Annotated in this window: 14 protein-coding genes; 4 read left to right on the top strand and 10 right to left on the bottom strand. The window is 48.1% G+C overall.

The window, feature by feature from the left end; all coding sequences use genetic code 11:
* Nucleotides 1-66: 66 nt before the first annotated feature.
* The 5 genes from DUW71_RS18010 to DUW71_RS14155 all read right to left on the bottom strand — a co-directional run bounded on the left by DUW71_RS18010 (nucleotide 67) and on the right by DUW71_RS14155 (nucleotide 7,962).
* The gene (locus DUW71_RS18010; protein ID WP_119395924.1) at nucleotides 67-2,349 is read right to left on the bottom strand and encodes a chitinase; all 2,283 of its coding nucleotides are present in this window, start codon (nucleotides 2,347-2,349) and stop codon (nucleotides 67-69) included.
* Nucleotides 2,350-2,497: 148 nt separating this feature from the next.
* Nucleotides 2,498-3,460: a patatin-like phospholipase family protein gene (locus tag DUW71_RS14170; protein ID WP_119395923.1), complete on the bottom strand. Its 963-nt coding sequence runs from the start codon at nucleotides 3,458-3,460 to the stop codon at nucleotides 2,498-2,500.
* A gap of 62 nt (nucleotides 3,461-3,522) precedes the next feature.
* The gene (pflA, locus tag DUW71_RS14165; RefSeq protein ID WP_119395922.1) at nucleotides 3,523-4,272 is read right to left on the bottom strand and encodes a pyruvate formate lyase 1-activating protein; all 750 of its coding nucleotides are present in this window, start codon (nucleotides 4,270-4,272) and stop codon (nucleotides 3,523-3,525) included.
* Nucleotides 4,273-4,829: 557 nt separating this feature from the next.
* A complete protein-coding gene (gene pflB / locus DUW71_RS14160) occupies nucleotides 4,830-7,130 on the bottom strand; it encodes a formate C-acetyltransferase (protein ID WP_119395921.1) in 2,301 nt (766 codons plus the stop codon).
* A 493-nt stretch (nucleotides 7,131-7,623) separates the two neighbouring features.
* Nucleotides 7,624-7,962: a hypothetical protein gene (locus DUW71_RS14155; protein ID WP_119395920.1), complete on the bottom strand. Its 339-nt coding sequence runs from the start codon at nucleotides 7,960-7,962 to the stop codon at nucleotides 7,624-7,626.
* A gap of 249 nt (nucleotides 7,963-8,211) precedes the next feature.
* On the opposite strand from DUW71_RS14155, the gene proV reads away from it, so the two are divergent.
* The 3 genes from proV to proX are packed head-to-tail and all read left to right on the top strand — an operon-like array spanning nucleotide 8,212 to nucleotide 11,435.
* Nucleotides 8,212-9,417, top strand: a complete 1,206-nt coding sequence (gene proV, locus DUW71_RS14150) for a glycine betaine/L-proline ABC transporter ATP-binding protein ProV (RefSeq protein WP_119395919.1) — start codon at nucleotides 8,212-8,214, stop codon at nucleotides 9,415-9,417.
* Nucleotides 9,414-10,388, top strand: a complete 975-nt coding sequence (gene proW, locus DUW71_RS14145) for a glycine betaine/L-proline ABC transporter permease ProW (RefSeq protein WP_119395918.1) — start codon at nucleotides 9,414-9,416, stop codon at nucleotides 10,386-10,388. Before proV ends, proW begins: the two co-directional genes overlap by 4 nt.
* Nucleotides 10,389-10,433: 45 nt before the next feature.
* On the top strand, nucleotides 10,434-11,435 hold the full coding sequence (gene proX / locus DUW71_RS14140) for a glycine betaine/L-proline ABC transporter substrate-binding protein ProX (RefSeq protein WP_119395917.1): 1,002 nt from the start codon (nucleotides 10,434-10,436) through the stop codon (nucleotides 11,433-11,435).
* A gap of 45 nt (nucleotides 11,436-11,480) precedes the next feature.
* Here the strand turns inward: proX and DUW71_RS14135 are convergent, their stop codons facing one another.
* The 3 genes from DUW71_RS14135 to DUW71_RS14125 form a co-directional block, all read right to left on the bottom strand.
* Nucleotides 11,481-12,455, bottom strand: a complete 975-nt coding sequence (locus tag DUW71_RS14135) for a histidine phosphatase family protein (RefSeq protein WP_119395916.1) — start codon at nucleotides 12,453-12,455, stop codon at nucleotides 11,481-11,483.
* A gap of 328 nt (nucleotides 12,456-12,783) precedes the next feature.
* The gene (locus tag DUW71_RS14130; RefSeq protein WP_119395915.1) at nucleotides 12,784-13,155 is read right to left on the bottom strand and encodes a YchJ family protein; all 372 of its coding nucleotides are present in this window, start codon (nucleotides 13,153-13,155) and stop codon (nucleotides 12,784-12,786) included.
* A gap of 2 nt (nucleotides 13,156-13,157) precedes the next feature.
* The gene (locus DUW71_RS14125) at nucleotides 13,158-14,063 is read right to left on the bottom strand and encodes a phosphotransferase (protein WP_119395914.1); all 906 of its coding nucleotides are present in this window, start codon (nucleotides 14,061-14,063) and stop codon (nucleotides 13,158-13,160) included.
* Between the two features lie 507 nt (nucleotides 14,064-14,570).
* Here DUW71_RS14125 and gap point away from each other — a divergent pair.
* On the top strand, nucleotides 14,571-15,566 hold the full coding sequence (gene gap / locus DUW71_RS14120) for a type I glyceraldehyde-3-phosphate dehydrogenase (protein ID WP_119395913.1): 996 nt from the start codon (nucleotides 14,571-14,573) through the stop codon (nucleotides 15,564-15,566).
* A 59-nt stretch (nucleotides 15,567-15,625) separates the two neighbouring features.
* Here gap and DUW71_RS14115 read toward each other — a convergent pair whose 3' ends face one another.
* Together DUW71_RS14115 and DUW71_RS14110 are read right to left on the bottom strand one after the other, a co-directional pair.
* Nucleotides 15,626-17,221, bottom strand: coding sequence for a hypothetical protein (locus DUW71_RS14115; RefSeq protein WP_119395912.1), 1,596 nt, complete (start codon nucleotides 17,219-17,221; stop codon nucleotides 15,626-15,628).
* 154 nt (nucleotides 17,222-17,375) lie between these two features.
* Nucleotides 17,376-18,863: a glycosyl hydrolase family 18 protein gene (locus tag DUW71_RS14110; RefSeq protein WP_119395911.1), complete on the bottom strand. Its 1,488-nt coding sequence runs from the start codon at nucleotides 18,861-18,863 to the stop codon at nucleotides 17,376-17,378.
* Nucleotides 18,864-18,891 lie beyond the last annotated feature (28 nt).

Here is an 18,891-nt window from a genome sequence, read left to right as displayed (position 1 = left end):
ACTACCATAAAAAAGCCGAGGCTCTCACCTCGGCTTTACACTAGCATTTAGGGGGCGATGCTAATTTTATGATTGCTTGCGGCGACGCGCTGCCACTAAGCCACCCAATACCAGAAGCATTGGCCAGCCTGCAGAACCCACCACTACTGGGTTGCCGTTTACAGCGTTGTTAACTTGATCGTTGATATCGTCGATCAGCTTTGGATCTGGCTTGATCGTTGCTTTCAACGTCACTGTTTTGCTGTTACCTGCGCAATCGAAGTAACCCAGCTTGATTTCAACGTTCGTTAGCTCTGTCACACTGCTTAGGTCTAGCAGTAGGATTTTGCTAACTGGGCTGTAGTTAACGGTTTGCTCGTAAGACGTGCCATTGTGCGACACTTTAACGCTATGCGGCGTTAGGTCTTGCAATGCTTGGTCGTCGAAGTTAAACGCACTCAAGTCAACCGGCACTTGACCTAGGCCCTCAATCACACGAATTGGCTGCGATGCTTCATACACAGCGTCCAAACCATCAACGCATACGTCGCCAGGTAATGTTGGTACAGCTGTTGGCGCCGTAGTTGGTACGGTTGTCGGTACGCTAGTTACTACCGGTGAGGCTGTTACTACCGGTGAGGCTGTTACTACCGGTGAGGCTGTTACTACCGGTGTAGCCGTTACAACTGGTGTAGCCGTTACTACTGGGGTAGCCGTTACTACCGGTGTAGCCGTTACAATTGGTGTAGCCGTTACAATTGGTGTAGCTGTTACTACTGGTGTAGCTGTTACAACTGGTGTAGCTGTTACAACTGGTGTAGCTGTTACAACTGGTGTAGCTGTTACTACCGGTGTAGCCGTTACAACTGGTGTAGCCGTTACTACTGGTGTAGCCGTTGGCTGAACAACCAAGCCATCTACTTTCTGCCAAGGTCCGCCAGCACTAGGGCTATCACCTTGAGTCCACCACTGAGCTTCGTATACAGCACCTTCGAAGCTTACTTTGTCACCCTTGTTGTATACCGAATTAGCATTCCAAGCAGGAGCACCCGGTGTTACTGAACCAGATGGCACTGGTGTTGGCGTAACAATCTGATCTGCTGAAACGATACGGATCTCAGGCCAACTCTGGTGAGCACCGTAAGCGTCGGTGATACATTTTTCGTAGCCATCTTCTTCCAAAGCAGAGTAAGCCGTTTGGTAACCAACTAGCTTACACTCGAAAGACATACCACCTGGACGGTCTGCAAAGTATTGAAACTCAGCTTCCCAGTTGGTATTTAGGATATCGTCATATTTCTGAAGCTCGTCCGCGTTAACGCTTCCGTACGGACGCTGTTGCCAGCATGTATCAACTTCGTCTTGTTCTACCGGAATATTGTAGTGTTCTGCCAATCCACGCCAGTAGCTGATACGGTTAACTGGCTGACCTTTATCTTTGTTTTGTTCACCACACTCGATACCACCGTTAATTACATTAATGGTAGTACCAAATCCGTAACCAATACCAAGATCTTTATCCAGTGTTGAAGGCACCCAAGTGCGATCAATTACGTGCAACATTGCTGGTTTTGGCGCTTGCGGAGTCAAGAAGAACCAAACCGCAGAAGCCATGTTTAACCAAGTATCAGCCACCAATGCAGGGTTGTTTAATAGCACAGAAGCGTCGCCATCAAACATTACCTCAGAAAAAGCGCCGTAGTTAAAGTGATAGCTCAACTGCTTGGCACCACGACCAAAGTAGCTTGGCGTATCGGAGCAAGGCCAGCGACGCGTACGCCAGTCGTTTTCGCCACATCCAGTTGAGTAGCCAGCTTGACCTTCCGACCAATTCATCTCACGTACGTGAACTAGCGCTTGCTGCCACTCCTCCAAACCTTGTGGATTGTCCGAAGTATTGCTCAGTTTAATATGACCACCTGTTTCTTGCGCAAAGTGAGCAAAAGCGGTGATTACAGATTTTTTACAAATCGCGTCAGAGTCGCGGCCATCGGTATATTCACCACAGAACGCAGGGAACTTACCTACAGCTTTTAGAAACTTCTCATAGGTATATGACTCATGTGCCATCCCGGTTAAGAAATCCCATTCAGTCTCAGGGAACACACGCTCAAGTCGCTGGACGTTTTCTGGATTATTCGGGTTACCTACAGTGATCGCTTCAACGACTGAGTTTGGTCGCGTAGCCAATGCTTTGGCCCACTCAGCGTAAATAGGATCTGCTGTTTTGGCATCTTCAGCTGCTTGCAGATCTGCAGCGCTCATAATAAAGCCACCCGGATTTTGTGGGTCTGGCTGAGGGTTAACAGAGTAACCCATTGCTACCGTGCTTGCTAAAACACCGGCCGCTAAAATACTTAGCTTGCGCATATTGTTGTTCTCCTATCATTCTTATCCGCTAATGATGGATCACCATGCACTGAGGCTGCCGGAATGGGTTCACAGTTTATTACCAACAGTTAAGCCTTTATTCGCTAAGCATGATCGTGGTCACGCTTTTACACTGATCCAAACGAAATTAAGCCTTTACCTCTGGTGTGCGCTCGTATTCATCGAGCGCGCGACGGGCCAAACGCTCACCCAGTTCAATCATTGGCTCGGCGCGGTGGAAGTCGAAAGTAGAGATGGTTTGTTTGCCGATATCAATCTGAATATCTGGTGGTGAGCCAGCCAGTTTGTAGCGCGCCAATGAGGCTTGAGTAACGTCAAATGATTGCATCACCATATCTAGCTTGCCCCAGTTGCGGGTTCTTGCCATGGCACGCTGCTGCTCGCTAGATTCGGCCTCGTCCCACCATGATATGCGTTCGATAAATCCAGACGCTCGGTTACGAATATCGTCAACCAAACGCTGTGCTGGCCGATCTTGTTTTTCGTTTTTGTCTTTTTTGGCGAAATAGTCGGGCAACAACTGTTCAATGGAGACATTGTTGATATCCGAGGTGACATTGACCGCCATCACTAGATCGGCATCGTGTGCTGCTTGCAGGGGACTAACAGGCACCGGGTTAAGAATGCCGCCATCAACGAGATATGCGTTTTTATTCGAGACAGGGGTGAACACACCAGGCATAGAGATAGATGCCCGTATTGCCATATCGAGTGAGCCATTTTGAAACCAAACTTCTTTCTGGCGATTCAGGTCTGCGGCAACGGCTGCATAGGGAATATCAAGGTCTTGAATATTCACGTCACCCATTAGCTCGCGCATGGCTTGCATAACGCGCTCGCCACGTATGGCACCAGCTTTATCCCAGGTAACGTCTAATAGTTTTAGCACCCCTAAATAATCAAGGGAACATACCCATTCGGCATACTCTTCCATGGCCCCTGTGCAATACAAACCACCAACTAAAGCGCCCATTGAAGTACCAGAGATGGCGACGATTTCATAATCTCTAGCTTCAAGTTCACGAATTACGCCAATATGAGCATAACCGCGCGCCCCACCTGACCCTAATGCTAATGCAATCTTTTTCATCCCTGCCTCCAAAATGTGGCTAATGATGTGATCAATATGGCGCTTGCGGTGCTGTTTTACAACTAGCCGATTACAACATTCACACCATGGCTAGCGATCACATTCTTCAGCTTGACCATAATATCTTGCGTTGGCGACTTCACGTCGATCAACTCATAGTCATCGCCAAAGTGCTCCCACTTGTGTGCACCCATGGTGTGGTATGGCAGCAACTCAACTTTTTCGACTTTGTTGCCAAGCTCAGTGGCGATAAATCGCCCCATTTTATCGGCATTTTCAACCGAATCAGTGTGGCCTGGTACAACCACTAAGCGAATCCACATTGGCTTGTCGTGGAACGCCAAATAGCGGGCAAAATCTAGTGAATAGCGGTTAGGTGTTTTGGTTAGCTCAATATGGGCTTTGTCATCCATCTGCTTCAAATCGAGCATGACCAAATCGGTGTACGACAGCAGGTCATTTAATGCTTCGTCGTATTGCTTTACAAAGCCGTTGGTATCCAGCGTTGTATGGATCCCCTCTTCTTTGCATGCCTTAAATAACTCAGCGACAAACTCACGCTGCAGCACAGCCTCGCCACCAGAAGCGGTCACACCACCACCGGATGATTTCATGAAGTGTCGATACGACAGAATTTCAGGCATCAACTGATCAACGGTAACTTCTTCACCACCAGACAAATCCCAAGTGTCGCGGTTGTGGCAATACTTGCAGCGCATCAAACAGCCCTGCATAAACACAATATATCGAATACCAGGGCCATCCACCGTGCCACAAGATTCGGTTGAATGAATACGTCCGCGTAACGCCATAAAACTCTCCTCGGGGTTGAGTACGCAGGCTGGTTGCTGTATTAAACCTCGCTAGATTTCAGGTGAAGCGGAGTACATCACACGTCGACACGGTCGGGCGCGACCCCGGCTTAACTCATCCCTGAGGGCTCGCATTTTGCATCCATGCAAAATGACGGTCGACTTAGCGATGCACCCCGCCTCACCTTTTGTTCTATAGAGGTATGTGCAGCAACCTATTTTGGGTACTCAACCCATTAAATACTTTGCTCTTAGCAGTGATAGCGAATGGCTCGATTTAACAAACCATTGGCTATCACTACGGATTATTTGTTTTTGGATTGATCGTAACTGACTATCTGGCGAGTGGTAGCATTGCCTGATAAGTCGACCATCATTTGCCATGGATGGCAAATGGTGAGCCCCCATGGATGGGTTAAGCCGGGGTCGCGCCCGACCGTGTCGACGTTTAGGTAATGCCATCGCTCGCTCGTACCAGCACGATCCCAAAAACAAAAAGCCCGCAGCGTGCTGCGGGCTTTCGGTGAGCTGGCGCAGCGCCAGCTATACCAAGTTGCTTATAGCGATTCAGTAAAGGTACGCGTTACAACGTCTTTTTGCTGCTCTGGTGTCAGAGAGTTAAAGCGTACTGCGTAGCCAGATACACGGATCGTTAGCTGTGGGTACTTTTCTGGGTTTTCCATCGCATCCAACAGCATGTCGCGGTTAAGTACGTTAACGTTTAGGTGCTGACCACCTTCACATGTACCACCTGTGCCACAGCATGTGTCGTTATGGAAGTAACCATCCATCAAGCCAACCAAGTTGCTCTTCTGACCTGCATCGTCTTTACCTAGTGCCTTTGGCACGATAGAGAAGGTGTAAGAGATACCATCTTTGGCGTGTTCAAATGGAATCTTGGCAACAGAGCTTAGCGACGCTACCGCACCCTTCGTATCACGACCGTGCATTGGGTTTGCACCTGGTGCAAACGGCTCGCCAGCACGACGGCCATCCGGTGTGTTACCAGTCTTCTTACCGTATACAACGTTAGAAGTAATGGTTAGTACAGACTGAGTCGGGATCGCGTTGCGGTAAGTTTTACGTGCACGGATCTTGCCCATGAAACGCTCTACTAGGTCAACGGCAATGCTGTCTACGCGGTCATCGTTGTTACCGAATTTCGGATAGTCGCCTTCCACTTCGAAGTCGATCGCGATGCCTTGCTCGTTACGCACTGGCTTCACTTTTGCGTATTTAATCGCCGCCAAAGAGTCAGCCGTTACAGACAGACCAGCAATACCACATGCCATCGTGCGAGTTACGTCACGGTCGTGTAGCGCCATCTGAATGGCTTCGTACGCGTACTTGTCGTGCATGTAGTGGATAGAGTTCAGTGCTGTCACGTACTGAGTTGCCAACCAGTCCATGAACTCGTCAAGCTTATTGTAAACCTTGTCGAAATCTAGCACTTCGTCATCCATTGGCGCTTCTTTAGGGCCAACTTGGATGCCTAGCTTCTCATCAACACCACCGTTGATCACGTACAACAATGTTTTCGCAAGGTTGGCACGCGCACCGAAGAACTGCATTTGTTTACCAACGATCATTGGCGATACACAGCAAGCAATCGCGTAGTCATCGCTTTGCATGTCTGGGCGCATTAGGTCGTCGTTTTCGTACTGAATTGAGCTAGTATCGATAGATACTTTTGCACAGTACTCTTTAAAGCCACGTGGAAGCTGCTCAGACCACAGAACCGTGATGTTTGGCTCTGGGCTAGCACCCATGGTGTATAGCGTGTTCAAGAAACGGAAGCTGGTTTTTGTTACCAGAGTACGGCCGTCTAGACCTTGACCACCAATAGACTCAGTTGCCCAGATTGGGTCGCCAGAGAATAGATCATCATATTCAGGTGTACGTAGGAAGCGAACCATACGTAGCTTCATCACTAAGTGGTCAATCATCTCCTGCGCATCAACTTCTGTGATGATGCCAGCTTCGATGTCACGCTGGATGTAGATATCCATGAACGTAGATGTACGACCTAGAGACATCGCCGCACCGTTCTGAGATTTTACTGCACCTAGGTAACCAAAGTACAACCACTGAACGGCTTCTTGGGCATTCTTCGCCGGACCGCTGATGTCTAGACCATAGCTTTCAGCCATTTTCTTCAGGTCGTTTAGCGCGCGGTACTGCTCAGAGATTTCTTCACGAAGCTGGATGGTTGCTTCTAGGTCTTCACCGTTTTCGAACTTCTCGATCAAGCTGTTGTGTTGCGCTAGCTTGTCTTTCATTAAGAAGTCTACGCCGTATAGGGCTACGCGGCGGTAGTCACCAATGATACGACCACGACCGTAGGCATCAGGTAGACCTGTGATAACGCCAGACTTACGGCAAGCACGAATTGCTGGCGTATAAACGTCGAAAACACCCTGGTTATGCGTTTTGCGGTAGTCGCTATAGATCTTGCTAACCATAGGGTCTAGTTTACGACCGTATGCTTCGGCTGAACCTTCAACCATGCGTACACCGCCATTAGGCATGATGGCACGTTTTAGTGGTGCGTCTGTTTGTAGACCAACGATTTTTTCTTGTGCACGGTCAATGTAACCAGCTGGGTGGCTAGTGATGGTTGACGGGTTGTCAATGTCAAAATCAACCGGTGCGTGTGTTTCATTCTCTTGCTTGATGCCTTCCATGACCAAGCCCCACAAAGATGTGGTCGCGGCAGTAGCACCGGCTAGGAAAGATTCATCGCCTTCATACGGCGTGTAGTTCTTTTGGATAAAGTCGCGAACGTCAACTTTTAGCTGCCAGTCGCCTGGTGCAAAACCAGCCCATGCCTTATCAAAACCTTGTGTTAAATCGGTCATTGCTAACCCCTCTAGTTTGAAAACTTGGCTGATTGCATTCCGCTAGTATCCGCAGCCTGAACTGCTAATCAGCAATAATTTAAATTCGGTGCGAGATGAGAGGCGCTTGCGCTGGGACAAAAACTGGCGAGTCGAAAACGATATGATGGGACCCAATGACGCGATACATAAGCGCTGCCGTTCTACCAGTCATTGCACCTCTCAGTGCATGCTGACTAGAGTAGAGCAGCAGGCTTTAGCGCAACATGACATGAGTCAATAGCGTTAACTAATTACAAAAAATGATGATTTTTTAATCTGACAAGTTAACGTTACAACAATAAATTTAAGCCTTGTCAAACCCGCGTCGATCCTGCATTTCAGCAAGGCAAGAAACGGCTAACCAAGCCTCCAAACAACTTGTAATTTAATTACACATTGGACTATAAAAAAAAGGCCAATACCGAGTTCTAGGCCATTGCGAGGCGATCGAGACCTTATAAAGATAAGACCATTACTCAGATTGGTATTTTTCTAGTTCCGATTGAGAGGCCGCAACCTCACTTTTTAACTCTTCCACACTCTCTTGCAACACACCAATGAGCTCACTCGTTTGAGCTCTCATTGCGCGTTGCTGGTCCGCTAGGCGACTTAGCCTAGCTTCATTAGCGGTTAATTTTTCTCTTAACTGGTCGTTCGAAGCGATCAAGTCTGCCTTGTCAGCTAGGGCCGACTCTAGTTGTGATTGCAATACCAGTGCCCGATTTCGTTGGTTAACGTTATTGATTGCTAAACCCACAACGATAATAACGAGTACCACGATTGCACCATACTTAGCTAAATGATTAGACATAAGGCCTCTCCTAAACCCCACCGTAGAGGGCCTACTATAAGCTAGGGAACCTTTTCGCGCATTACTTCGTACACAATAGGTGTTTGACTATAAAATAAGCTCAGGCAGTATAAATTAACGCTAACTTGCAGCATTTTGAACAAAAGCTAAGCTTGTTTTGGGTTAGTGTACTTTTTGAGCTCTAATGTTTAGTACTGTAAGATTACTGTAAACAACGACGAAGGTGTCGACTTTTACGTCGAAAACAATATGAAAGTTAAACTGTCCGTACAGAATGTTTTTAAGGTCTTTGGCAAGTCGCCAAAGAAGGCCTTACCGCTCATCGAGCAGGGCAAAAGCAAAGATGAAATCTTTGCCGAAACTGGCATGACAGTAGGGGTAAAAGACGCCTCTTTTGATATTCATGAAGGCGAGATTTTTGTCATCATGGGCCTGTCAGGTTCGGGGAAATCAACCATGGTGCGCATGCTTAACCGGCTGATTGAACCAACGGCTGGTAAAGTATTGCTTGACGATGTCGACATTGCACAAATGTCGGAGGAAGATTTACGCCAGGTGCGCCTGCACAAAATGAGCATGGTCTTTCAGTCATTTGCGCTTATGCCCCATTTAACAGTGCGCCAGAACGTTTGTTTTGGCTTAGATCTAGCTGGTGACACACCAGTTGAAGAGCGCAACAAACGCGCCGAGAGTGCGCTCGATCGAGTTGGCTTGCTGGCAAACGTTGACAGCTATCCCGATGAGCTATCAGGTGGTATGCAGCAACGCGTAGGTCTTGCACGCGCACTGTGTACCAACCCAGATGTACTATTAATGGATGAAGCGTTTAGCGCGCTAGACCCATTGATTAGGACCGAAATGCAAGACGAGTTATTGCGCTTGCAAGCTGAAGATAAACGCACCATTGTTTTCATTTCACATGACCTAGACGAAGCGGTACGCATTGGCGATCGAATTGCCATTATGCAAGACGGCGTGGTTGTGCAAGTTGGCACACCAGACGACATCATTAACAACCCTGTTAACGACTATGTGCGTTCTTTCTTTAGAGGCGTAGACGTTAGTTCAGTACTCAGCGCCAAGGATATTGCGCAGCGCAAACAATCAACCCTCATTCGTAAAGACAGCGACCTTGGCATTGGTTCTAGCCTGCAGTTGTTAAGAGACAATGACCGTGAGTTTGGCTATGTGGTAAATGCCTCCAATAAGTTCTTGGGTGTTGTGTCAGTGGATTCTCTTCGCGCATCAAAAGCCAATGGTACTGGCTTAGATGCTGCATTGTTGGAAGACGACATGCGCATTAATGCCGACACGCCAATTGGCGACCTGATCGGACAAGTCGCACAAGCGCCATTCTCGCCACCAGTAGTAGCAGAAGACGGCAAATACCTAGGCATTGTTAGTAAATCAATCGTACTTGAAGCACTCGATCGTCAAACAGGGGAAGAATCATGAGCGCGAATCCATGGGGCGACACCAGCCAAACAGATACCGCAAGTGACCCATGGGGCGGAGGCTCCGAGGATGGTCTGGACTACCTAGCGGACCGATCTAACGAAGTGGAACAGAGCTTCGACATCATCCGACCGTTTGATGTGGACGGGGGTATCATCCCGCTAGACAACATGGTCGACAGCGCTATCGATGCAGCGGTACCTGTATTGCGGCCGTTTTTCCAAGTAGTCGCCAAGCCAATTGACTGGGTGCTTAACCTGTTCGAGACCGCATTGGTCAGTACGCCGGCGATTTTAGTCATTCTTATTCTTAGTGGCTTAGCTTGGTGGTTATCAACTCGTAAAATCGGTATCGGCACCCTGATTGGGTTAGTGATTGTTGGCTTAATAGGTGCTTGGGATCAGGCGATGACCACAATTGCCTTGGTGATCACCTCCCTATTTTTCTGCGTCATCATTGGTTTGCCAATCGGTATATGGCTATCGCGCAGTGACCGAGCAGTCTCAGTAGTGAGGCCGATTTTGGATGCGATGCAAACGACACCTGCATTCGTCTACTTGATCCCAATCGTTATGCTATTCAGCCCAGGCAAGGTTGCTGGCGTAGTGGTCACCATTATATTTGCTGTACCGCCAGTTATCCGCTTAACCAACCTAGGTATTCGCCAGGTTCCGGAGGATTTAATCGAAGCCGCGCGCGCCTTCGGTACTAGCCCGCGCCAATTACTACTCAAGGTTCAACTACCCCTTGCACTCCCTACCATTATGGCAGGGGTTAACCAAACTCTGATGCTTGGTTTATCAATGGTAGTAATTGCGTCGATGATCGCCGTACCAGGCTTAGGACTAATGGTTCTACAGGGCATTGGCCGTAATGATATTGGTATCGCTACGGTAGGTGGTTTGGGGATTGTTGTACTGGCAATCGTACTAGACCGCATCACACAACACATCGGCAGTAACGGCCGATAATAAAAACAGAGCATTGGCAACTAAAACGCCAGAGGAGCAATCATAATGGCTATAAAGCATTTTACTAAGACAGCCTTAGTATCGCTGACCGCAGTTGCAGCAGTGGCTGTAGCAGATCACCACAAACCAGGCATGGGTGTAGAGGTTACCGGCTTCCACAGCCCGATCGCAGAAGAAGCATTCCAGACTGTGATCATTCAAAAAGCCCTAGAAGAGCTTGGCTATGATGTGCAGCCAATTCAGCAAGTTGACTATGCAGCTGGCTACACAGCCATTGCCCAAAACGATATCCAATGGACATCAGTTAACTGGGACCCACTACACGATACCATGTATGACAATGCTGGTGGCAACGATGTTTTCTTTAAGCGTGGTAACTATGTCGCTGGTGCGGCACAAGGTTACTTGATGGATAAGAAAACAGCTGAAGAATATGGCATCGACACAATCGATGATCTTAAAGACCCAGAAATCGCTAAAATCTTCGACAAGACTGGCGACGGCAAAGCAGACCTAACAGGTTGCCAAGCTGGCTGGGGCTGCGAAGCAGTAATCAACCACCAACTAGAAGCATTTGGACTTGAAGACACGGTCAACCATGTGCAAGGTGCTTACGCTGCTATCATTGGCGATACCATTCAGCGTTACAACGATGGTGAGCCAATTGTTTATTACACTTGGACGCCATATTGGGTGTCTGGCATCCTAGTACCAGGTCAGGATGTTGTTTGGCTGGAAGTGCCATACTCAGATCACCCACGTGGCATTGATACTGAACTGCCAAATGGCAAAAACTACGGTTTCGCTGTAAACAGCCTACGAATTGTTGCAAACCGAGAGTTTACTGAAGCAAACCCTGCTGCAGCCAAACTATTTGAAGTGGCAAAACTAGATATCAACGCAGTATCGGCACAAAACCGTTTGGTGTCTGATGGTGAGAACACTGACAGCGATATTGAGCGCCATGCCAACAACTGGATTGCTGCCAACCAAGATGAGTTCAACTCATGGTTAGAAGCAGCGCGTGATGCAGCCAAGGGCATGTAATCACCGATAAAAAAAAGGGGCGCATGCCCCTTTTTTTTATGATTGTTATGCACTCAATGAGTCACCTTTATCAATTTCCTCACGCCATAACGCTTCAATCCAGCCATCTCTGCCTCGGTAAGTAGCAACCAAGCCAGACAAGTTAGCTAAATCACCATGTTGCCAAAACTGACAAAGCGGTTGTTTTTCAAAGTGACAGGCAATTGAAGCAATCACCGCCGCATGGCTAACAATTAAAATGTTGCTGCCCTGATACTGGCGAGCTAACTGGTTCACCGCATTAACCGCCCGATATTGCACCGCTTCAAACGACTCGCCATTGGGCGCGGTAAACGACTCAGGATTTTCCAAGTAGTCATGTAAAGCTTCTGGATATAGGGTTTGTGCATTGCGCTCGCTCATACCCTCTAATTCGCCTAAATGGATATCGATCAGTCCGGGATGCGTCACGCGTGGTAAATCACGATTGCCCACCAACAAGTTCCGAGTGGATAGCGCACGCCCAGCCGAGCTCGAGACCGCTACAGAAAAAGACTTATCGCGTAGTTGTGCACAACGTCGACGAGCATTTTTTTCTGCCATTTCAGTTAATGGCGAATCCAGACGGCCTTCAAAAACACCCTGCTTTTCCCACTCTGTTTCACCATGGCGAACAAGATAAACTCGGGTAATTTCTTGATGTTGGCCTTTGCGATAGCTTTCAGGCAGCAACCATATCCCCATTTTATGCTCTACAGGCTCAACCGATGAAACCGCTTGCATAGGCATGCGAGAAATCGCGAAGGGTTGAATACCAAGCTTGCCATTGCGCACTTCCACCATTGGAGAAATAGCATCTGCATCCAGCTGCACTAGCATATAGCGCTGCTCTGGAATTAAGGTTTTGCAGTAAGCCATCAACTGATGACCATACATTAGGGGTAAACCACGGCTATCGACATATTGTTCGCCAACGAAGCGGTCGCCGCGTTGCTCAACCCAAACATGTTCTGGTACTAACCAATATATGTACTTTGCCATGGACCGAAACCACTCCTGCACAGCATGAAAATTATGTATAAAACTCTAACTTGATGCCCTACGAAGTACCCTGCAACATAGAAATTGTTGCACTGTGTTTTATTGGAGTTATTAATTAGGGGTATTGCCTTACGCGTCACACCACCAGCGTAGAAACTACTGTAACAAAACTTAGCGCTCAAACTAGATACGGGCTCAATTAGTTACATTTCGTGCACCAAAGCATGTAACACTACCGCAATACCTGCCATTAATTGTCAAAAATTCGCCTACTTGCCTATTTTCATGCTTGAGTAGCTCATTTAGCTATCCGAACGGTTAGTCAAGGTCAAAAAAACTCACCATCAACATACTGCCAATGCCCACCTTTGCGCACAAAACGTGAGTGCTCAGCTAGCGCCTTTTCAATACCATCCTCAAGATAATACGCCTTAAATGACACCCAAGCTTGTGAACCTTTTTCTTGTGATTCTAGAACTTGTAGGCGCAACCACTTTGGGTTGCTACGAGCTAAATTAGCGTATAGGTCAGCAGTAAATGTTGATCTATGATGGGTAAACTGCAAGTACTGCTCATCCGCCACAACAAAAGCAGAGTATCTAGAGCGCATGAGCTGCTCGGCCGTTTTGGCCTTTTTTTGGTAGCGATGCAGTGGCTGGCAACACGAATCGTAGGGTATGTCGGTTCCGCAATAGCACATAGTTATCCCTCCAGCTGGGCGATGTAATGTTTAACCAGTGCGAACATATCATCGGCACTTTTTTTAGTGACCATTTCCGTGTCGGGCGCCTGCTCTGCTTGCGCACGAGTTACCCAAAAACGAGTTGCAGCGAGCACTTTGATCGCTGGCCAGCAGCGTTTTTCTGCAGCACTCAGTGGGCGTACCGATTGGTAGGCCGCTAACAAGCATTGCTCCAAATCTACATCTGCTTGCGCCCAGGCAACACACGCGACCGCCAGGTCCCACACCAGCCGATCGACACAAGCAAAATACCAATCGATAACCCCAGTTAGTTGATTGTCGGAGAACAATGCGTTATCGGGAAATAGATCACCGTGCACAACACCCGTTGGCAACGGCTGGCTGGCTATTTGCGCACTGCAGCGGTTGATCACACCTTGCACTGATACATCTGGGACATGGTTCACCACCCATGCAATAGGAAAATGAATGCGTGGCAACTGGCCGAGTAGTTGTTGATCTGCCAACCCTTGATCTGGCGCAGATAGGATATGCAACCGAGCCAGAAAGCGACCCACTTCTTCAACATGGGCTTGGCAACGAATGCCGTGCTCACCTGCCAACTTAACAACCACTGCCAGTGGTTTACCATGTAAATAATGAATTGGGGTATGATGATTCGCTGCAATGCGCGGTACCGGAATTAGGTGCTCGTACATTCTTTGCTGCAACGCTAACACTGGCGCTACCTCTGCTTCGCTATTACCCTCAAAAATAGTGAGCACCCAAGATTCATTGGTCGTCAGAAAGTAGTTCGTATTGGTCACGCCGGCTTTGATGGGCTGTAAGTTTTCTACATCCCCTAATCCATAGTGGTCAGCAATTTGCTGGGCTTCTTGTTTACTGACATGGGTATAAACCGACATGTTAACTCCAAAAACAACTTAAAAACCGCCAACGCAAACAATGCGCCGCAGTGAGAAATTTATTAGCTGCTCAGCATTATGCCTGATCGATTGCGCATAAAAACTGTCACAATTAATACCTTTAAAACAATTGGTATCACGTTTTCTTGACAATTGATGGGGACACGGCCAAAATGTAGTAAACTTTCAACAAGTCGTTTTCAGGAGCTTTTTGCAGTTTGCAACCCTAATCTCCGTCGACCATTCAGAATGCCAACAACCAGTTGCGCACCAATATTGGCTTCCGCGGAGCTTTGCTCGTAGCTATCGTGCTTTGCACTATACCCGTTGCATACCAAAGGCCCCTTTTGAAAGTATTTTTTAGGCAGATTTCCATGCTTCCGTCTAGCATAATGTGACTGGGAGCATTAACTATCGATGTAACTTTGATACGAATCAACATTACCAATCGATAGCTAACGTAGAATTCTGATCAGTTAACCTAGGCAACCCCAAAGGATAATAGCAATGACTATTAAAGTTGGTATCAACGGTTTTGGCCGCATCGGCCGTTTCGTATTCCGCGCTTCTGTTGAGCGTGACGACATTGAAGTAGTAGCAATCAACGACCTAATCGACGTTGATTACATGGCTTACATGCTGAAGTACGACTCAACTCACGGTCGTTTCAACGGCACTGTTGAAGTAGTAGACGGCAACCTAGTAGTAAACGGCAAAACTGTTCGTGTAACTGCTGAACGCAACCCAGAAGCTCTAGCTTGGGGCGACGCTGGTGTTGATGTAGTTGCTGAAGCAACTGGCATCTTCCTAACTGACGAAACTGCTCGTCAGCACATCACTGCTGGTGCGAAGAAGGTTGTTCTTACTGGTCCTTCTAAAGACGCTACGCCAATGTTCGTTATGGGAGTTAACCACAACACTTACGCTGGCCAAGACATCGTTTCTAACGCTTCTTGTACTACTAACTGCTTGGCACCAATCGCTAAAGTATTGAACGACAAGTTCGGTATCGAGTCTGGTCTAATGACGACTGTACACGCTACTACTGCTACTCAGAAAACTGTTGACGGTCCTTCTGCGAAAGACTGGCGCGGTGGTCGTGGTGCTTCTCAGAACATCATCCCATCTTCAACTGGTGCTGCTAAAGCAGTAGGCGTTGTTCTTCCTGAACTAAACGGCAAGCTAACTGGTATGGCTTTCCGCGTTCCTACCGCCAACGTTTCTGTTGTTGACCTAACAGTTAACCTAGAAAAAGCTGCTTCATATGAGCAAATCTGCGCGGCAATGAAAGAAGCTTCTGAAGGCGAATTGAAAGGCGTTCTTGGTTACACTGAAGACCAAGTTGTTTCTCAAGACTTCATCGGTGAAGTACAGACTTCTGTATTTGACGCGAAAGCTGGTATCGCGCTAACTGACAACTTCGTAAAAGTTGTTTCTTGGTACGACAACGAAATCGGCTACTCAAACAAAGTTCTAGACCTAATTGCTCACATCTCTAAGTAATTAGTTCGCTTTGTTAAAAAGCTGAATAAAAAGGCGCTCATTGAGCGCCTTTTTTGGTTTTACTCTTGCGTAATTGTGAGCTCGACCGAGCCTGTATTCTTGCTAAAGACACTGCACCCTTCACCCGTATGAAGTTCATAAGTACCAACCATACGTACGCGTCCCTCGCCGGTAAATCTAAGGTCATCGTCAGGAGTGTCGACCAGACTTATCTCTCCGTCATAGGTCATCACAGCACCATTGACAATAAACTCAGGCGTGAGGGGGCTTGCACCAGGTGTGTGGTATGCCCGCATTAGCTGCTGTTTTAGGCTCACGGACTCACCTGCTGCCAACACCACTTCGTCGACAACCTGCCTAGGCTTTGCCGGGGCAAGCGGGATACACGCCTGAGTAGGTGTTGGTATCAGTGAGACAACCGGCGTAGGTGTTGGCTCGGTAATAATTGTTAAGTCTAGTGAGCCACCCGTTACGTGATAACTACCACATTGTGGCCCACCTAGGTCGAGGTCATACTCCCCCGTCACGCGAACTTTGCCAGAGCCTGAGATTTGATAGTCAGCACCGGTACCAGTCACTGTTATATCCCCGGCAATAGTTTTGACTTGTAGGTTATAGAGCAGCTCAGGTTCAAATACCACAGGCGCGCCATAAGACATCAATAGTAATTCACGCGCATCTAGGGTGTCGCCTTGTGCAATAGTGATGGTATCAACGCGCTTGTATGGTTTTGGCTTATCCACGTCTAAACAGACAGGCGCAACCAAATCGACGGCACCAGCAATGGCATAATTAGTGCCAGGGCAACCCATATCAGGGTGAGGGTAAAACAGCTTGGCACTCAGCTGTGCGCGACCATGACCTACTAAATAAGTTCGACCATCACGCTTCACAACTTGCTGATGCTCATTCGCCGGCTGCACTATAACCTTTGCTACTGAGGTGCCAGCATACGCCGCCAAAGATTCAACATAACTAGTGATATCATATTCACCACCTCGGTAGTCGTTCACCAAAAGCGTTGGTAGATCTGGCTTTGGCGTTGGAATTGGCATTGGTTTGCAAATTGGTTCAATCACCCGGCATTCCACTGGTTGCCAGAACCATCCTGCTAGCACCGGCTCCCAAGCTGTAGGGCTATTCTGCGCCTGCCAGCAAGCGTCATTATATTGGTAGGTTAGGCCATTGACCGGCTGCGTAACACCCAGCAAAAACTCGGGCTCAGGGTAAGAATCACTTGTTAGCGTGATGTGTTGGATTTCTTTTTTGACTACCGGCCAAGTGCTGCAACCAACCGGTGGAGAGCGTGTGTAGATGGCTTCTGCAGTAAAGCTTGTTGTGCCATATTCAACCATCAAATAGTTGCCTGAAGCATACACGGCACCATCCGCATCGATGATTTGAACATCTAAATATTCACCTGCCATGGGTGGCATAAACATAAGCTGCAAATCTGCAAAGTAGCCATTAAAGCTAACATCATGCGAGATACGCTTTACCGTTGGCTCAGGATCGCTATAGCTGCAATCTGGTGTGTAGATGGGTGGCGTGGGAACCATGGTCAGCATAGGCTGAACGTTATCGACTGTGGCAGCCAATGTGGTTGCCGATATTGCCATACTGGTTAATACGGCAAGCGATGTGAGTGCCTTCATCTGGGTTTTCCTTTTATTGTTATTGGGCACTTACATTTAAGGACTATTTTGGGATCGTTACCAATTAGTAATTGTGAGCGAATTTGCAAGTTTTTGTTTCTAACATGCATAAAAAAGCCCGCTTGCGCGGGCTGTCTTATTGGCTTAGTACCAATTAAGGATTCAACACAGAATCAATCACAGTTAGCAATGAACGGTCGTCTTCAACGTCTTGCGACAACTCCCAGAACATCACACCAGCGGCACGTTGCTTCGCCAGCTCTGCTTTTTGCTTCATGGTTACCCGGCCATTGTAATAACAACCCTGGTGCGCATCGGCATCTGGGTCGGCGCCGTTAGCCAGAAGCTGCTCATACGAGATGGCCTGGTTGTTACCACGGCAGTAGAACGGCACACCTAGAATCACTTTATCTGCCGGTGCTCCGCGCTGGTTGATCCAATAATCCAACGACGCCTGCGCTACGCCCATATCTGAGTGTTTATTATCGCCACTCCACGGCCAGTTATCGTCGTAAGCCATTAAGTTGAAGTAATCAACAAGCTCAAATACACGCGCGTCAACATACTGACCATTAAAACCACGTGAAATCACAGCGGTCGACAAACCTTTGCCTTGCGGCTCTAGCATGGCATCCAGTTCTTGCATCAACTGCAAGTACAGGGCTTTTTCGGTGTTATTGTTTGGCCATTCCCAATCGATATCGATACCGTCAAGGTTGTAGGTATCAATTGCCGTTTGAATTTCACCCTTGAAGCGTTCTAGCAATTGAGGATTTTGGGTAATTGTTGACCAGTCGGCGTCGTTACCACCGCCATCACCAATGGTCCAGCCGCCAATGGCTAGCCAGATTTCTACATCTTTACCCACTGCTGCATTCGAAAGCGCTTGTAGGTTTTGCGGCTGCTCAATTGTCAAAGAGCCGTCTGCGTCTGGTAATGCGAAGCTGTAGTTAATGTGCGTTAGCTTATCCCACTGAATGGCATTTAGGTTAAACGCCCAGCTTGGCTGGTAGGCGATCACAGGTGTGCGCGCTCCAGTAACTGGTGTGACTGTTGGTTCACTTGTTGGTGATACAACCGTTGTTGGTGTGGCTGTAGGAGTTTGCGTTGGCACCTGAGTTGGCTGTGCCGTTGGCGTTGCCACTACTTCACAGGCAACCTCTGTCCAGAACCAACCTTCGCGTGGCGTCTCCCATACACCAGGATTGTTTTTCGCTTCCCAACAGCTACCACCATAGGCAAAAACTTGGCCATTTTGTGCTTTGGTCACACCTGGGACAAACTCGGGCACGTCAGTCGGCACAGTTGTTGGTACTGCGGTCGGTGTGGCAGTAGGCGCGATTGTTGGAGTCGCACTTGGGACGACAGTAGGTGTCGCCGTAGGGGTTGCAGTGGGCGTTACAACCGGAGTTGTGTCGCCCAAGGCTACCCAGGCATCCGTCCAAGCAAAACCAACACCTGGTTCATAGGCAGATAAACCACACCAACCGTTGTATGGAAACGCCTTACACTCGTAGGACTGATTGCCATTGTTGACTACCTCACCGCCTTGATAAGCGTAGCCTTGTTGCCACGCATTGGCGGCGGCGAATGTTGAGCTAACTGCTAAGGCAGCTGCCAACATGGTTTTTTGTAATTTCATGGAGAGACCTCAGTTATTATTTTTGTAC

The organism is Salinibius halmophilus (assembly GCF_003577475.1).
GTDB lineage: Bacteria > Pseudomonadota > Gammaproteobacteria > Pseudomonadales > Natronospirillaceae > Salinibius > Salinibius halmophilus.
Note: the sequence above shows the minus strand (reverse complement) of the source record. Positions and strands in the feature narration are given on the sequence as shown.

Bases quoted from the DNA above. Each gene is read 5' to 3' on its own strand.
- DUW71_RS18010 (WP_119395924.1), bottom strand. From the start codon at position 2,349: ATGCGCAAGCTAAGTATTTTAGCGGCCGGTGTTTTAGCAAGCACGGTA.
- DUW71_RS14170 (WP_119395923.1), bottom strand. From the start codon at position 3,460: ATGAAAAAGATTGCATTAGCATTAGGGTCAGGTGGGGCGCGCGGTTAT.
- pflA (WP_119395922.1), bottom strand. From the start codon at position 4,272: ATGGCGTTACGCGGACGTATTCATTCAACCGAATCTTGTGGCACGGTG.
- pflB (WP_119395921.1), bottom strand. From the start codon at position 7,130: ATGACCGATTTAACACAAGGTTTTGATAAGGCATGGGCTGGTTTTGCA.
- DUW71_RS14155 (WP_119395920.1), bottom strand. From the start codon at position 7,962: ATGTCTAATCATTTAGCTAAGTATGGTGCAATCGTGGTACTCGTTATT.
- proV (WP_119395919.1), top strand. From the start codon at position 8,212: ATGAAAGTTAAACTGTCCGTACAGAATGTTTTTAAGGTCTTTGGCAAG.
- proW (WP_119395918.1), top strand. From the start codon at position 9,414: ATGAGCGCGAATCCATGGGGCGACACCAGCCAAACAGATACCGCAAGT.
- proX (WP_119395917.1), top strand. From the start codon at position 10,434: ATGGCTATAAAGCATTTTACTAAGACAGCCTTAGTATCGCTGACCGCA.
- DUW71_RS14135 (WP_119395916.1), bottom strand. From the start codon at position 12,455: ATGGCAAAGTACATATATTGGTTAGTACCAGAACATGTTTGGGTTGAG.
- DUW71_RS14130 (WP_119395915.1), bottom strand. From the start codon at position 13,155: ATGTGCTATTGCGGAACCGACATACCCTACGATTCGTGTTGCCAGCCA.
- DUW71_RS14125 (WP_119395914.1), bottom strand. From the start codon at position 14,063: ATGTCGGTTTATACCCATGTCAGTAAACAAGAAGCCCAGCAAATTGCT.
- gap (WP_119395913.1), top strand. From the start codon at position 14,571: ATGACTATTAAAGTTGGTATCAACGGTTTTGGCCGCATCGGCCGTTTC.
- DUW71_RS14115 (WP_119395912.1), bottom strand. From the start codon at position 17,221: ATGAAGGCACTCACATCGCTTGCCGTATTAACCAGTATGGCAATATCG.
- DUW71_RS14110 (WP_119395911.1), bottom strand. From the start codon at position 18,863: ATGAAATTACAAAAAACCATGTTGGCAGCTGCCTTAGCAGTTAGCTCA.